Annotated in this window: 12 protein-coding genes; 8 read left to right on the top strand and 4 right to left on the bottom strand. The window is 73.5% G+C overall.

Features of this window, described 5'->3' with window-relative positions:
- The first annotated feature begins 78 nt into the window (after nt 1–78).
- The 5 genes from rimO (at nt 79) to ACZ4FH_RS27025 (ending at nt 3,973) form a co-directional block, all read left to right on the top strand.
- Nucleotides 79–1,560, top strand: a complete 1,482-nt coding sequence (gene rimO, locus ACZ4FH_RS27045) for a 30S ribosomal protein S12 methylthiotransferase RimO (RefSeq protein WP_467308028.1) — start codon at nt 79–81, stop codon at nt 1,558–1,560.
- Complete coding sequence (pgsA, locus tag ACZ4FH_RS27040) at nt 1,557–2,360, top strand: CDP-diacylglycerol--glycerol-3-phosphate 3-phosphatidyltransferase (RefSeq protein WP_467308027.1); 804 nt, start codon at nt 1,557–1,559, stop codon at nt 2,358–2,360. The genes rimO and pgsA overlap by 4 nt, the downstream gene beginning before the upstream one ends.
- Nucleotides 2,357–2,866, top strand: a complete 510-nt coding sequence (locus ACZ4FH_RS27035; protein ID WP_467308026.1) for a CinA family protein — start codon at nt 2,357–2,359, stop codon at nt 2,864–2,866. Before pgsA ends, ACZ4FH_RS27035 begins: the two co-directional genes overlap by 4 nt.
- Nucleotides 2,867–2,975: 109 nt before the next feature.
- A complete protein-coding gene (locus ACZ4FH_RS27030) occupies nt 2,976–3,353 on the top strand; it encodes a helix-turn-helix domain-containing protein (RefSeq protein ID WP_383646622.1) in 378 nt (125 codons plus the stop codon).
- A gap of 272 nt (nt 3,354–3,625) precedes the next feature.
- Entirely contained in the window at nt 3,626–3,973 is a 348-nt protein-coding gene (locus tag ACZ4FH_RS27025) for a hypothetical protein (RefSeq protein ID WP_383646619.1), read from the top strand.
- Here the strand turns inward: ACZ4FH_RS27025 and ACZ4FH_RS27020 are convergent.
- The 3 genes from ACZ4FH_RS27020 to ACZ4FH_RS27010 all read right to left on the bottom strand — a co-directional run bounded on the left by ACZ4FH_RS27020 (nt 3,921) and on the right by ACZ4FH_RS27010 (nt 10,468).
- Complete coding sequence (locus ACZ4FH_RS27020) at nt 3,921–4,685, bottom strand: SDR family NAD(P)-dependent oxidoreductase (RefSeq protein WP_467308025.1); 765 nt, start codon at nt 4,683–4,685, stop codon at nt 3,921–3,923. The genes ACZ4FH_RS27025 and ACZ4FH_RS27020 overlap by 53 nt on opposite strands.
- Nucleotides 4,686–4,717: 32 nt before the next feature.
- Nucleotides 4,718–5,551, bottom strand: coding sequence for a DNA-formamidopyrimidine glycosylase family protein (locus ACZ4FH_RS27015; protein ID WP_467308024.1), 834 nt, complete (start codon nt 5,549–5,551; stop codon nt 4,718–4,720).
- 249 nt (nt 5,552–5,800) lie between these two features.
- The gene (locus ACZ4FH_RS27010; RefSeq protein ID WP_467308023.1) at nt 5,801–10,468 is read right to left on the bottom strand and encodes a DEAD/DEAH box helicase; all 4,668 of its coding nucleotides are present in this window, start codon (nt 10,466–10,468) and stop codon (nt 5,801–5,803) included.
- 113 nt (nt 10,469–10,581) lie between these two features.
- On the opposite strand from ACZ4FH_RS27010, the gene ACZ4FH_RS27005 reads away from it, so the two are divergent.
- From ACZ4FH_RS27005 to ACZ4FH_RS26995, 3 genes are read left to right on the top strand one after another with little or no spacing between them, the layout of a single operon-like run.
- Nucleotides 10,582–11,445, top strand: coding sequence for an AraC family transcriptional regulator (locus ACZ4FH_RS27005; RefSeq protein ID WP_467308022.1), 864 nt, complete (start codon nt 10,582–10,584; stop codon nt 11,443–11,445).
- 10 nt (nt 11,446–11,455) lie between these two features.
- The gene (locus ACZ4FH_RS27000) at nt 11,456–12,241 is read left to right on the top strand and encodes an AzlC family ABC transporter permease (protein ID WP_467308021.1); all 786 of its coding nucleotides are present in this window, start codon (nt 11,456–11,458) and stop codon (nt 12,239–12,241) included.
- Nucleotides 12,238–12,543 (top strand): AzlD domain-containing protein, encoded by a 306-nt coding sequence (locus ACZ4FH_RS26995; RefSeq protein WP_467308020.1) that lies wholly within the window; start codon nt 12,238–12,240, stop codon nt 12,541–12,543. Before ACZ4FH_RS27000 ends, ACZ4FH_RS26995 begins: the two co-directional genes overlap by 4 nt.
- 33 nt (nt 12,544–12,576) lie before the next feature.
- Here ACZ4FH_RS26995 and ACZ4FH_RS26990 read toward each other — a convergent pair whose 3' ends face one another.
- A complete protein-coding gene (locus ACZ4FH_RS26990; protein WP_467308019.1) occupies nt 12,577–13,491 on the bottom strand; it encodes a hypothetical protein in 915 nt (304 codons plus the stop codon).
- Nucleotides 13,492–13,512: the final 21 nt, after the last annotated feature.

Below are 13,512 nucleotides of genomic sequence, written 5' to 3'. Positions count from 1 at the left end.
CCGCCGTCGTTGTCACTCGCTGTCACTTGCGAACCCTGCGCGGCGGGGCTGTCGTCGGGACAAAGTAGTCTTGAGCCCATGCCCGAACGCCGTACCGTCGCCCTTGTCACTCTTGGCTGCGCCCGTAACGAGGTGGACTCGGAGGAGCTCGCAGGCCGCCTGGCAGCGGACGGCTGGGAGCTCGTCGAGGATGCCTCCGATGCCGATGTCGCCGTGGTCAACACCTGTGGCTTCGTCGAGGCCGCCAAGAAGGACTCCGTCGATGCCCTGCTCGAAGCCAATGATCTGAAGGACCACGGCCGCACCCAGGCCGTCGTCGCCGTCGGCTGCATGGCCGAGCGCTACGGCAAGGACCTCGCCGAGGCCCTGCCGGAGGCCGACGGAGTCCTCGGATTCGACGACTACGCGGACATCTCCGACCGCCTTCAGACCATCCTCAGCGGGGGCGTCCACGCCTCCCACACGCCGCGCGACCGCCGTAAGCTCCTGCCGATCAGCCCGGCCGACCGGCAGGACGCCGCCGTGGCGCTGCCCGGACACGCCCAGCAGGCCGCCGCCCCTGCCCCCGCCGACCTTCCGGAGGGTGTCGCTCCGGTCTCCGGTCCGCGGGCGCCGCTGCGCCGCAGACTGGGCACCAGCCCGGTCGCCTCCGTGAAGCTGGCCTCCGGCTGCGACCGGCGCTGCTCCTTCTGCGCCATCCCCTCGTTCCGCGGCTCCTTCATCTCCCGCCGCCCCTCCGACGTCCTCGGCGAGACCCGCTGGCTGGCCGAGCAGGGCGTCAAGGAGGTCATGCTGGTCTCGGAGAACAACACCTCCTACGGCAAGGACCTCGGCGACATCCGGCTGCTGGAGACGCTGCTGCCCGAGCTGGCGGCCGTCGACGGCATCGAGCGCATCCGGGTCAGCTACCTCCAGCCGGCCGAGATGCGCCCCGGCCTGATCGACGTCCTGACGTCGACGCCGAAGGTCGCGCCCTACTTCGACCTCTCCTTCCAGCACTCCGCCCCCGGCGTGCTGCGCGCCATGCGACGCTTCGGTGACACCGACAGCTTCCTGGAGCTCCTGGACACCATCCGGGGCAAGGCCCCGCAGGCCGGAGCCCGGTCGAACTTCATCGTCGGCTTCCCCGGTGAGACCGAGGAGGACCTGGCCGAGCTGGAACGGTTCCTCTCGCACGCCCGTCTCGACGCCATCGGCGTCTTCGGCTACTCCGACGAGGAGGGCACCGAGGCGGTCGGATACGGCGACAAGCTGGACGCCGACACGATCGCCGAGCGCCTCGCGCACATCTCGCAGCTGGCCGAGGAGCTGACCTCGCAGCGGGCCGAGGAGCGCGTGGGGGAGTCGGTCCAGGTGCTGGTCGAGTCGGTCGACCCGACCGAGGACGAGTCGCGCGCCATCGGCCGTGCGGCCCATCAGGCGCCCGAAACGGACGGCCAGGTGCTCTTCACCGCACGCGAGGGGCTCGTCCCCGGCCGTATGGTCGAGGCAAAGGTCGTGGGCACCGAGGGCGTGGACCTGGTGGCCGAATGCTGTGAACTCGCGGAGGTAGGCAGATGACCGGAGTCCCGGCATCCGCGGCAGGTGGGTCCGGCGCGACGCCGGTCCGCGGCGGAAAGCTGGGTGCTGCGGCCGTCAATCAGGCCAGTCTGTGGAACATCGCCAATCTGCTGACGATGGCCCGGCTGGTCCTGGTTCCCGGATTCGTCGTGCTCCTGCTCCACAACGGCGGATACGACCCGGCCTGGCGTTCCTTCGCCTGGGCGGCGTTCGCCGTCGCCATGATCACCGACCTGTTCGACGGACATCTGGCACGTACGTACAACCTGGTCACCGACTTCGGGAAGATCGCCGACCCGATCGCCGACAAGGCGATCATGGGGGCCGCGCTGATCTGCCTGTCGTACCTCGGCGATCTTCCGTGGTGGGTCACGGGCGTGATTCTCTTCCGGGAGCTGGGGATCACGCTGATGCGGTTCTGGGTGATCAGACACGGAGTGATTCCGGCCAGCCGCGGCGGCAAGATGAAGACGCTGGCCCAGGGGACCGCCGTCGGGATGTACGTCCTGGCACTGGTCGGTCCGCTGGCCACGCTGCGTTTCTGGGTCATGGCGGTGGCCGTCGTGCTGACCGTCGTCACCGGTCTGGACTACGTCCGCCAGGCGGTCGTGCTGCGGCGCCAGGGGATCGCGGCGGAGAAGGCCGCGGCGGCGGCCGGAGCGCCCTCGGACGACTCCTCCGCCCCGCAGGCGTCCCAGGAGCCCCAGGCGCCCCAGGGCGCGAACCCGGCGCCCTCCGGGGACCCGGACCGTGACCCGGCTCCCAATGCCGCTTCCGGCGCCGCGGAGGCCGAGCGGTGACACCCGCGGCCCGCGTGCTGCGGCTGCTCGTCGAACGGGGGGAGACCCTCGCCGTCGCCGAGTCGCTGACCGGCGGGCTGGTGGCCGCGGAGCTGACGTCCGTTCCCGGAGCCTCCCGGGCCTTTCGCGGGTCCGTGACGGCCTATGCGACCCCCCTCAAGAGTGAAGTCCTGGGAGTGGATCCCGGCCTTCTCGCCGAGCGGGGGGCGGTGGACGCGGAGGTCGCGCGCCGGATGGCGGCCGGCGTACGCCGGGTGCTCGGCGCGGACTGGGGGCTGGCGACGACCGGTGTCGCGGGTCCCGACCCCCAGGACGGACAGCCGGTCGGAACGGTGTTCGTCGCGGTCAGCGGGCCCGCTGACGTCGGGAAAGTGGCCGTACTGCGGTTGAACGGCGGACGGGCGGACATCCGTAGAGAGAGTGTACGGAGCGTGCTCGAACTGCTCTCCGGCGAACTCGGCGGGTACGCGAGGGCACAGGATACGGAACACAACGGGGGGAATTGATGTTTGCAGCCCTGAGTGAACACGACATCGCTCCCCGCACGGCCGCAGCGCTAGGCGGTACGGTGGGGCGTGAAGGATGCGGCTACGCGGTCCGAGGAGGGAGCCACCGATGATTCTGCTCCGTCGCCTGCTTGGTGACGTGCTGCGTCGGCAGCGCCAGCGCCAAGGCCGTACTCTGCGCGAAGTCTCCTCGTCCGCCCGAGTTTCGCTCGGCTATCTCTCCGAGGTGGAGCGGGGGCAGAAGGAGGCATCCTCCGAACTGCTCTCCGCCATTTGCGACGCGCTTGACGTACGGATGTCCGAGCTCATGCGTGAAGTCAGCGATGAGCTGTCCCTGGCGGAGCTGGCCGAGTCGGCAGCGGCCAGCGATCCGGTACCTGTACCGGTGCGCCCCATGCTCAATTCCGTCTCTTCGGTGACGGGTGTACCGACGGGGCGGGTGACCATCAAGGCACCCGCGGAAGCGGTGGATGTCGTCGCCGCCTGACCCGTTCGGTCCGGTGTGAAGCCGGAAGCCCCGGTCCTCCCTCAGGGGTGGGCCGGGGCTTCCGCACGCCCGGCTCCGCCGAATTCCCCGAATGACCGTTTTGCCTGATCTATGCCATCGTGGTGCGTGCCGACCGCGGGCTGTGCGCCCGGCCGACCGGGACGGAGCGGACGGCGTGAGGGAGTACGGCCGCGCCGTGCGCGCCGGTACTGCACCGGTGCGCTCTCCCCTCGGGCGATCGCGCCGGATTACGTTCGGTGGAGGAGGCGGCCATGGTGCGGCGATGGGTGCCGGCACTCGTGCTCGGCGGAGTGTGGTGGTGGGCCGTGCTGCGCCTCGTCCTGGAACCGGCGCACGCGGGAGTCGTCGAGGGCGCGGTGGCGGCGGGAGGCTGGGGGCTCAGCCTGCTGCCCGTGCACGTGGCCGCGACGGCCCGCCCGATCGGCATATTCGACGCCGGGACGCGTCTGCTCAGGCGCTGCGCCGACGGCGTGCGCGAGGCGGGACGCTCCTGGCGTACGAGGGTGGCCACGGGGCGGTCCTGGGCCCCCGGACGGGCGTGGCGGGCTACCAGGGCATGGCGACGCCGCCGTTCGGGCGGAGGATCTGGCCCGTCATGAAGGACGAGGCGTCCGACGCCAGGTGCAGCACCGTGTGCGCCACCTCGTCGGGCTCGCCGACCCGGCCCAGCGGCGCGATGCGCGCCATCGTCGCCTCCGCGCGGTGCTGCTGCTCGCTGTCGTGGCGTGCGGTCATGGGGGTGCGGATCCAGCCCGGGGCGACCGCGTTGACGCGGATGCCGTGCGGGCCCAGCTCGGTGGCCAGGGTCTTGGTCAGCTGGACCACGGCGGCCTTCGCCGCGCTGTAGCAGAGCAGGCCCGGACCGGCGGAGTCCACCGCGCCCGAGGCCATGGTGATCAGTGAGCCGGGCGCGCCCCGTGCCACCAGGGTGCGGGCCACTTCCTGGCAGGCGTACAGCACCCCCTTGAAGTTGACGGCCAGCACCCGGTCGAGATCCTCGTCCGCGGTCTCCAGCACGGTGCTGGAGTGCATGATCCCGGCCACGGCCGCCAGCACGTCCGGATCGCCCGCGGCCGTGACGGCGGCCCGGACCTGGTTGCGGTCGGTGACATCGAGTGGATGGATGTGGGCTTCACCACCCGCCGCGGTGATCAGCTCCAGGGTTTCCCGGAGGCCCTTCTCGTCCAGGTCGGCGCAGTGGACGGCGGCGCCCGCCTCCGACAGCAGGACGGCGGTGGCGCGGCCGATGCCGCCGGCGGCGCCGGTGACGAACGCGGAGCGGCCGGTGAGGTCGTACGCGGCGAGTGGCATGACCGGACCGTACGACTGGATCTGACGGTCCGTCAACTGCGGGGAGCGGGTCCGGTCTGGCAGTGGGGGCACCAGTACGTGGGGCGGGCGTCCTGCTCCGCCGTGCGGACGGGGGTGCCGCAGCGCAGGCAGGGGCGGTGGGCGCGGCCGTAGACCCAGAGGTCGTCGACGGGGCGCCGGGGGAGCGGTGCGGGGCCCGTTCCGGTACGGGGCCGGACGGCGGCGGTGGTGATCCGGACCGGGCGGTCCCGGTTGGCTTCGAGGAGCTGCTTGGCCGTCGTCACGAGGAGGGCGGCCGTGCGTGGCGGCAGTTCACCGACCGGAAGCCAGGGCGTGGCGCGGGCCATGAAGCAGAGCTCGCACTTGTAGATGTTGCCGATGCCGGCCAGGTTGCGCTGGTCCAGAAGGGCTTCGCCGAGCGGCCGCTCGGGGGCGGCGAGCAGATTCCGCAGCGCGAGGTCCGGGTCCCAGCCGGGGCCCAGCAGATCCGGGCCGAGATGGCCGACGGCCCGCTCCTCGTCCTCGGTCCGCAGCAGTTCGAGGACCGGGAGACGGTAGCCGACGGCCGTGTGCGTGGCGGTGGACAGGACCGCGCGGATCTGGTGCGCGGGCCCGCCGCGCCAGCGCTCGCCCGGTGCGAAGACCCGCCAGGCGCCGTCCATGCGCAGATGGCTGTGGAGCGTCAGACCGCCCTCGACGCGGGTCAGCAGATGCTTTCCGCGCGCGGCGACCTCAAGGACTCCGCGGCCGCTCAGATCCGCCGTGGCGAACCGCGGCACGCGCAGATCGGACCGCGTGAGCACCTGACCGGCCAGCGCGCCGTGCAGCCGCTTCGCGGTCTGCAGAACGGTGTCTCCTTCGGGCATGCCTCCATGATGCGCGGGATGGGGGGCGCCGGGAGTGGGATGGGAGCCGTCGGGTTGACGGCGCGCGGCCCGGTGGTGGGGGCGGGGCGTGGATTCGGGGCTGGAACGGGTGTGTGCGGGTGGGGCGTGGTCCGGACGCGCGGAGGCGGGTACGTGCGGGGGCTGGGTGTGCGCAGGTGGGGACGTGGTCCGGACGCGCGGAGGCGGTACGTGCGGGGGCTGGGGCGAAGCCTGCCCCGGGCCCCTGTGTCAGGCGCGCAGGCGCAGCCCCCTGGGTGTGGCGAGGAAGCCCGCTGCCTCCAGCGTGCGTCCGAGGGGGGACGTCAGCGAGGAGACGCCGTTGACGCGCTCGACCGTGACCGTGCCGAGGGCGCCCGCGCGGGCCGCGGAGGCCAGTGCGGCGGCGGCCGCGCGGAGTGCGGGGTCGTCCGGATCGGTCGGCCAGGAGAGCAGGGTCTTGCCGCCGCGCTCCATGTACAGGGTCAGCGCGCCGTCGACCAGGACCACCAGGGCACCTGCCTTGCGCCCCGGCTTGTGCCCCGCACCGGCCGGCGGTTCGGGCCAGGGCAGGGCCGCGCCGTAGGCGTTGGCCGGGTCCGCCGCGGCAAGGACCAGGGCGCGCGCCTCGGCTCCCGGCTCCCGGCGGTCGAGCGCGGTGGAGACGGCGCGCAGCCGGTCGACCGCGCCGTCCATCGCGAACTGGGCCGCCCCCAGCCCCTCCACGACATAGCCGCGGCGCGCCTGCCCGTTGTCCTCGAACGCGGACAGCACCCGGTACGCGGCGGAGAAGCCGCCCTCCACACCCTCGGCCTGGACGGCGCCCCGGGTCACCACCCCGTGCCGGTCCAGCAGGGTGCGGGCCAGGGCGTGGGCCCGGTGCGTGGGCTCGGGGACGACGGGCGGCAGCAGCGACCAGCGGCCCGAGACCGTGGGCGGCCCGGTGCGCGAGACCGGGCGGGACGCCGCGGTCAGCGAGCCGTACCGTCCGCGCGGAACCGAGCGTCTCGCGCGGTGCGCGGTCGAACCCGCGGTCCGCCCGGAGCCCAGGAGTGCCCGCAGAGGGGCGAGCGTGTCATTGGTGAGCCGGCCCGACCAGGTCAGGTCCCACAGGGCGTCCGCCAGCTGCGGATCCGTGGCGTCCGGATGGGTGGTCGCCCGGACCTGGTCGGCGATCTGGCGGAAGAAGAGCCCGTAGCCCCCGCCGAGAGCCGTCAGCACGGACTCGTGGAGGGCGCTGAGTTCGAGCGGATGCGGGGGCGGGAGCAACAGGGGCGCGCTGTCGGCGGGATAGAGGGCGAGCCAGCCGTCCTTGCCCGGGAGAGCGCCTGCTCCGGCCCAGACGACCTCGCCGGTCGTGGTGAGTTCGTCCAGGAGCGCCGGGGTGTAGCCGGCGACCCGGCCCGGAAGGATCAGCTTCTCCAGCGCGGACGCCGGGACGGGAGCGCCCTGCAACTGCTCGATCGTGCGGGCCAGTCCGTCGATGCCCCGCAGACCGTTGCCGCCCAGATGCTGCCACTGGGGCAGGAAGCCCGCCAGCGCCGTCGCCGGCACCGGCTCCAGCTCGTGGCGGAGCGCGGCGAGCGAGCGGCGCCGCAGTCGGCGCAGCACCGTGGCGTCGCACCACTCCTGGCCGATGCCCGCCGGGTGGAACTCGCCCTGGACGATCCGGCCGGCGGCGGCCAGCCGTTGCAGTGCTCCGTCGGTGACCGCCGTGCCGAGACCGAAACGGGCGGCGGCCGTCGCGGAGGTGAACGGGCCGTGCGTCCGGGCGTAGCGGGCGAGGAGGTCGCCGAGAGGGTCCTTCAGCGGTTCGGTGAAGGCCTCGGGGACACCCACCGGAAGCGCCGTGCCCAGGGCGTCGCGCAACCGCCCCGCGTCCTCGATCGCCGCCCAGTGACCGGCACCGGCGATCCGGACCCGGATGGCCCGGCGCGCGGACTCCAGCTCCGCCGCCCATCCGTCCTGCGCGCCGCGCGCCGCCAGCTCCGCGTCGGTGAGCGGACCGAGGACCCGCAGCAGGTCGGCGACGCCCTCGACGTCCTTGATCCGCCGGTCCTCGGTGAGCCACTGGAGCTCCTGCTCCAGCTCGGTCAGGACATCGGCGTCGAGCAGCTCGCGCAGCTCCGCGCGGCCCAGCAGCTCGGCCAGCAGACGGGAGTCGAGCGAGAGGGCTGCGGCCCGCCGCTCGGCGAGGGGCGAGTCGCCCTCGTACAGGAACTGGGCGACGTAGCCGAAGAGGAGCGAACGGGCGAAGGGGGACGGCTCCTGGGTGGTCACCTCCACCAGGCGGATCCGGCGGGCCTCCAGATCGCCCATCACCTCCGTGAGCCCGGGGACGTCGAAGACGTCCTGGAGGCACTCGCGGACCGCCTCCAGAACGATGGGGAAGGAACCGAACTCGGAGGCGACCTGGAGGAGCTGGGCGGCGCGCTGGCGCTGCTGCCACAGAGGGGTGCGCTTTCCGGGGCTGCGCCGGGGCAGCAGCAGCGCGCGGGCCGCGCACTCACGGAACCGGGAGGCGAACAGCGCGGAACCGCCGACCTGGTCCGTGACGATCTGGGCGATCTCGCCCTGGTCGAAGGCCACGTCGGCGGCGCCCACCGGCGGCTGGTCGCTGTCGAAGGCCGCCCCGGCCGGCGGGGGCGGGGCGCCTCCGTCCTCAGCCCCGGGGCCCGGCGCGGGGTCGAAGTCGAGGAGGTCCAGGCCCATCATGTCGGCGTCCGGCAGCCGCAGCACGATGCCGTCGTCGGCATGCATGACCTGGGCGTCCATCCCGTACCGCTCGGAGAGGCGGGCGCCGAGGGCGAGGGCCCACGGGGCGTGCACCTGGGCGCCGAACGGCGAGTGCACCACGACGCGCCAGTCGCCCAGCTCGTCGCGGAAACGCTCCACGAGGACGGTCCGGTCGTCCGGCACATGCCCACAGGCGCGGCGCTGCTCGTCCAGATACGCCAGCACGTTGTCCACGGCCCAGGCATCGAGCCCCGCGGCCAGCAGGCGGTGTCGGGCGTCCTCGTCGGACAGCCCGCCGAGCTCGCGCAGGAAGGCGCCGAGGGCCCGGCCCAGCTCCAGCGGGCGGCCCAGCTGGTCCCCCTTCCAGAACGGCAGCCGTCCGGGCACGCCCGGGGCGGGCGAGACCAGCACCCGGTCGCGGGTGATGTCCTCGATCCGCCAGGACGTCGTGCCCAGCGTGAAGACGTCGCCGACGCGCGACTCGTACACCATCTCCTCGTCCAGCTCACCGACCCGGCCGCCGCCCTTCTTGGGGTCGGCGCCCGCGAGGAAGACCCCGAAGAGTCCCCGGTCGGGAATGGTGCCCCCGGAGGTGACGGCGAGGCGCTGGGCACCGGGACGGCCCGTGACCGTACCGGCCACGCGATCCCACACCACCCGCGGCCGCAGCTCGGCGAAGGCGTCCGACGGATAGCGGCCGGCGAGCATGTCGAGCACGGCGGTGAACGCCGATTCGGGCAGCGAGGCGAACGGAGCGGCCCGACGGGTCACCGCCAGCAGCTCGTCCACCTGCCAGCTGTCCAGGGCGACCATCGCCACCAACTGCTGGGCCAGCACGTCCAGCGGATTGGACGGGATCCGCAGCGCCTCGATGGACCCCTCGCGCATCCGCTCCGTGACCACGGCCGCCTGCACCAGATCGCCCCGGTACTTCGGGAAGACGACGCCGGTGGAGACCGCGCCCACCTGGTGCCCGGCCCGGCCGACCCGCTGCAGTCCGGAGGCGACCGAGGGCGGTGACTCCACCTGGATCACCAGGTCGACCGCACCCATGTCGATGCCCAGCTCCAGGCTCGACGTGGCGACCACGGCGGGCAGCCGGCCCGCCTTCAGGTCCTCCTCGACCTGGGCGCGCTGCTCCTTGGAGACCGAACCGTGGTGGGCCCGCGCGAGCAGCGGAGGGGCGCCCTTCGCCGCGCCCGACTCCGCCATGATCTCGGCGGGGGAGTGGGCCTCGGGCATCGTCTCGCCCGTGGCGCGCTCGTAGGCGATCTCGTTGAGCCGGTTGCAGAGCCGCTCGGCGAGACGGCGCGAGTTGGCGAAGACGATCGTGGAACGGTGGGACTGGACGAGGTCCGCGATGCGCTCCTCCACATGCGGCCAGATCGACGGCTTCTCCGCCGGGGCCCCGGACTCCGGGTCGGCGGCGGGCGAACCTCCCAGCTCGCCCAGGTCCTCCACGGGAACGACGACCGACAGGTCGAAGCGCTTGGCGGACGGCGGCTGGACGATCTCCACCTTCCGCCGCGGCGAGAGGAAACGCGCCACCTCGTCCACGGGGCGGACCGTGGCCGACAGGCCGATGCGCCGGGCCGGGCGGGGCAGCAGCTCGTCGAGCCGCTCCAGCGACAGCGCGAGATGGGCGCCCCGCTTGGTCCCCGCGACCGCGTGCACCTCGTCCAGGATCACCGTCTCGACACCGGCCAAGGCCTCCCGGGCCGAGGACGTCAGCATCAGGAACAGGGACTCGGGGGTCGTGATCAGGATGTCCGGGGGCCGGGTCGCCATGGACCGGCGCTCGGCGGCCGGGGTGTCGCCGGAGCGGATCCCCACCCGCACCTCGGGCTCGGGCAGCCCCAGGCGCATTGACTCCTGGCGGATGCCGGTCAGCGGCGAGCGCAGATTGCGCTCCACGTCGACGGCGAGCGCCTTGAGCGGGGACACGTACAGCACGCGGCAGCGCTTCTTCGCCTCGGCGGGCGGCGGAACGGCGGCCAGCCGGTCCAGCGCGGCGAGGAACGCGGCCAGGGTCTTGCCCGATCCGGTCGGCGCGACGACGAGGACGTCCGACCCCTCGCCGATCGCCCGCCACGCACCCTCCTGCGCGGCGGTGGGCGCGCTGAAGGCCCCCGTGAACCAACCACGGGTCGCGGGGGAGAACGCATCGAGAGCGGAGCCGGTCATGTTCCCCATCGTGCACCCCGCCACTGACAACGGCCCCGACGGACGCGGTACGGGCCGGGCCGCGACGGTCCCGCGGGACGCCCCGGCCCGGATCGGACTGCGAGAATCGGGGCATGGCCGAGGCGACGGGAACGACGGAGTGGGCGCGGCACTGGCAGTACGCCGAGCTGCCCGGCCTCGACCTGCTCAGGGCCCGGTACGTCCGGCACACCTTCCCGCGCCACAGCCACGAGGGCTATGTCATCGGAGCGGTCACCCAGGGCATCGAGGACGTCGCCCTGCCCGGCGGAACGGTCCACGCGGGCCCCGGCACCGTCGTCATGATCAACCCCGAGGTGCCGCACACCGCCAGGGCCGGTGTCCCCGAGGGCTGGGTCTACTCCACGCTCTACCCCTCAGCGCATGTGATCGACACCGTCGCGGCCGAGGTGACGGGCCTGCGCGGCACCGTCGGCTTCGGCGAGACCAGCGTGACCGATCCGCACGCGGCCCGGCTCGTCCGCGAGGTGCACCGGGCCGCGGAGGAGGGCAACGCGCTGGCCGCCGACAGCGTGCTGCGGGTCCTGGTCACCCGCCTGCTCACCCGGTACGGCGGCACCCTGCCCACCGTCACCACCGCGGTGGCGGGTGCCAGGGACGCGGCGCGCGCCCGCGCCGTCCTGGAGGAACGGATGGCCCGGCCGCCGACCCTGGAGGCCCTGGCCCGTCAACTCGGCACCAGCCCCTTCGCCCTGTCGCGCGCCTTCAAGAAGGAGTACGGGATGCCCCCGCACACCTGGCTCACGGACGCCCGCGTGCGCCGGGCGCGCAGGCTGCTCGACGCGGGCGCCCCGCCCGCCGCGACGGCGGCCGCCGTCGGCTTCACCGACCAGCCCCATCTCAACCGTCACTTCACCCGGATCGTGGGCGTGCCACCCGGCGCCTACCAGCGCGAACGCGCAAGAACGTACAAGACCGGACCCGACGAGCGCGGGTAGCGTGCCGGGCGTGGCAGAACAGACAGCACCCCCGCACAACGCAGCCGGACCGGCCGGCGCGACACCTCTCGCCGGAGACAAGCCCGACGCGGCCGTCGTACGCGACGCCCTCGGCGTCGGCGTGGCCGTCGGCCTCTCCGGTTTCGCCTTCGGCGTCACCTCCGCCGGATCCGGACTCAGCCTGCTGCAGACCTGCGCGCTCAGCCTCCTCGTCTTCACCGGCGCCTCCCAGTTCGCCCTGGTCGGCGCCCTCGCCGCCGGAGGCAACCCGTACACGGCGGCGGCCGGTGCCTTCTTCCTCGGCGTACGCAATTCGTTCTACGGGCTGCGACTGTCCCAGCTCCTCGCGCTCCCGCGCTCCGTGCGCCCCCTCGCCGCCCAGTGGGTCATCGACGAGACGACCGCCGTGACGCTGTCCCAGCCCACCCGCAGGGCCGCCCGGATCGGCTTCACCGTCACCGGGCTCACCCTCTACGTGCTGTGGAACCTCACCACGCTCGCCGGTGCCCTGGGCGCCGAGGCGCTCGGCGACACCGCCGCCTGGGGACTGGACGCGGCGGGCCCCGCCGTCTTCCTCGCCCTGCTCGCCCCCATGCTGCGGAGCACCACGGAACGCGTCACGGCCGCGCTCGCCGTCCTGCTCGCGCTCGGCCTGCTCCCGGTCCTGCCCGGAGGCGTTCCCGTCCTGCTGTCCGCGCTCGCCGCGCCCCTCGTCCTCTTCCTGGGCGGACGCGGCGGAGGCACGGGACGGAGCCGTACGGCGCCCGCGGACTCGGCGACGGAGGGCCACCGATGAACGTCTGGATCGCAATCGGGCTGACCGCCGTCGGCTGCTACCTCGCCAAGCTCCTCGGCCTGCTGGTGCCCGCCGGGGCGCTGGAACGGCCGCTCGTGCAGCGCCTCGCCGCGCTCCTGCCGGTGGCCCTGCTGGCCGCCCTCACCGCCCAGCAGACCTTCGGCGACGGAACGCACCTGGTCGTCGACGCCAGGGGAGCGGGACTCGCGGCGGCGGCGGTCGCCCTGGTGCTGCGCGCACCCTTCCTCGTCGTCGTCGGCGTGGCCGTGGTGGTGACCGCCGGAGTGCGCGCCCTCGGATAGTCCGCGCCCACGGCCGTACGGGCGCGCCCCGCGTCAGTCCAGACCGCGTCCGTACGCCCGCAGCGTGTGCAGCGCCCGGAGCGTGACCAGGGGGCGCCCCTCCAGAGCGGTTCCCGGGGCCCACTGCCGCCAGGTCACCGGCCAGCCGCCGTCAGGCTGCTGCTCGGCCGCCAGATGGTCCAGCGCGCGCTCCGTCTCGGTGTCCGTGAACCACCGGCGCGCGAGCGATTCGGGCGCGCGGGCGTAGTCGTACGGAAAGTGCTGCTCGCCCGGCGCGTACCCCGGCGCGACCGGGCAGTCGGCACGCCGCTCCGGATCCAGCACGACGAGCCGCTGGTCGCGCACCAGCCGTCCGAGCCGGTCCGCGGACGCCTCGGCCCGCGCCCGGTCCGGCGCACCGTCGAGAAAGGCGACCGCGGCCTCGATCTCGTAGGGATGCGACACCTCCAGGGCGTCGACGGCCGCCCAGCAGAAGTCCGTGGCCCGGAAGAGCCAGGCGTGCCACACCGAATTGCGGTGCAGCAGCCCGACGACCGGCCCGGTGGCCAGCAGCTCCGCCGGGGGATCGTCGACGACGGGGATGAACGGAGCGGCCGGGTAGCCGCGCTGCGAGGGAAGCAGCGCGGGTAACGCGCCCTCCTTGGTCGACACCTCCGTCAGATAGCGGCAGACGCGTTCCACCCGAAGACCGCCGCAGCGGTCGATGGAATCGAGGACGCTCAGCGCGTGCGCCGTGTGCAGCGGCTGACTCACGGGGCCGCGCAGATCGGGTTCGAGTGCGTGCCCGTACCCGCCGTCCTCGTTGAGATAGGCGGCGAGCGCCGTCTCCACGGCGTCCGCGCTTCCGCCCAGGAAGTGGTGGGCGAACCGCCGCTGCTCGAGGACACGGGCCGTGAGCCAGATGAACTGCTCGGCGCGGGCGAGGGGACTTGTTCCGGTTCCAGCCATGGACCGACCGTAGGGCGGTAA

Source organism: Streptomyces sp. NPDC024555 (genome assembly GCF_055559335.1).
Note: the sequence above shows the minus strand (reverse complement) of the source record. Positions and strands in the feature narration are given on the sequence as shown.

What these genes read in the sequence shown, in the direction of transcription:
- rimO (WP_467308028.1), top strand. Translation starts at nt 79, where the DNA reads ATGCCCGAACGCCGTACCGTCGCCCTTGTCACTCTTGGCTGCGCCCGT.
- pgsA (WP_467308027.1), top strand. Translation starts at nt 1,557, where the DNA reads ATGACCGGAGTCCCGGCATCCGCGGCAGGTGGGTCCGGCGCGACGCCG.
- ACZ4FH_RS27030 (WP_383646622.1), top strand. Translation starts at nt 2,976, where the DNA reads ATGATTCTGCTCCGTCGCCTGCTTGGTGACGTGCTGCGTCGGCAGCGC.
- ACZ4FH_RS27025 (WP_383646619.1), top strand. Translation starts at nt 3,626, where the DNA reads ATGGTGCGGCGATGGGTGCCGGCACTCGTGCTCGGCGGAGTGTGGTGG.
- ACZ4FH_RS27020 (WP_467308025.1), bottom strand. Translation starts at nt 4,685, where the DNA reads ATGCCACTCGCCGCGTACGACCTCACCGGCCGCTCCGCGTTCGTCACC.
- ACZ4FH_RS27015 (WP_467308024.1), bottom strand. Translation starts at nt 5,551, where the DNA reads ATGCCCGAAGGAGACACCGTTCTGCAGACCGCGAAGCGGCTGCACGGC.
- ACZ4FH_RS27010 (WP_467308023.1), bottom strand. Translation starts at nt 10,468, where the DNA reads ATGACCGGCTCCGCTCTCGATGCGTTCTCCCCCGCGACCCGTGGTTGG.
- ACZ4FH_RS27005 (WP_467308022.1), top strand. Translation starts at nt 10,582, where the DNA reads ATGGCCGAGGCGACGGGAACGACGGAGTGGGCGCGGCACTGGCAGTAC.
- ACZ4FH_RS26995 (WP_467308020.1), top strand. Translation starts at nt 12,238, where the DNA reads ATGAACGTCTGGATCGCAATCGGGCTGACCGCCGTCGGCTGCTACCTC.
- ACZ4FH_RS26990 (WP_467308019.1), bottom strand. Translation starts at nt 13,491, where the DNA reads ATGGCTGGAACCGGAACAAGTCCCCTCGCCCGCGCCGAGCAGTTCATC.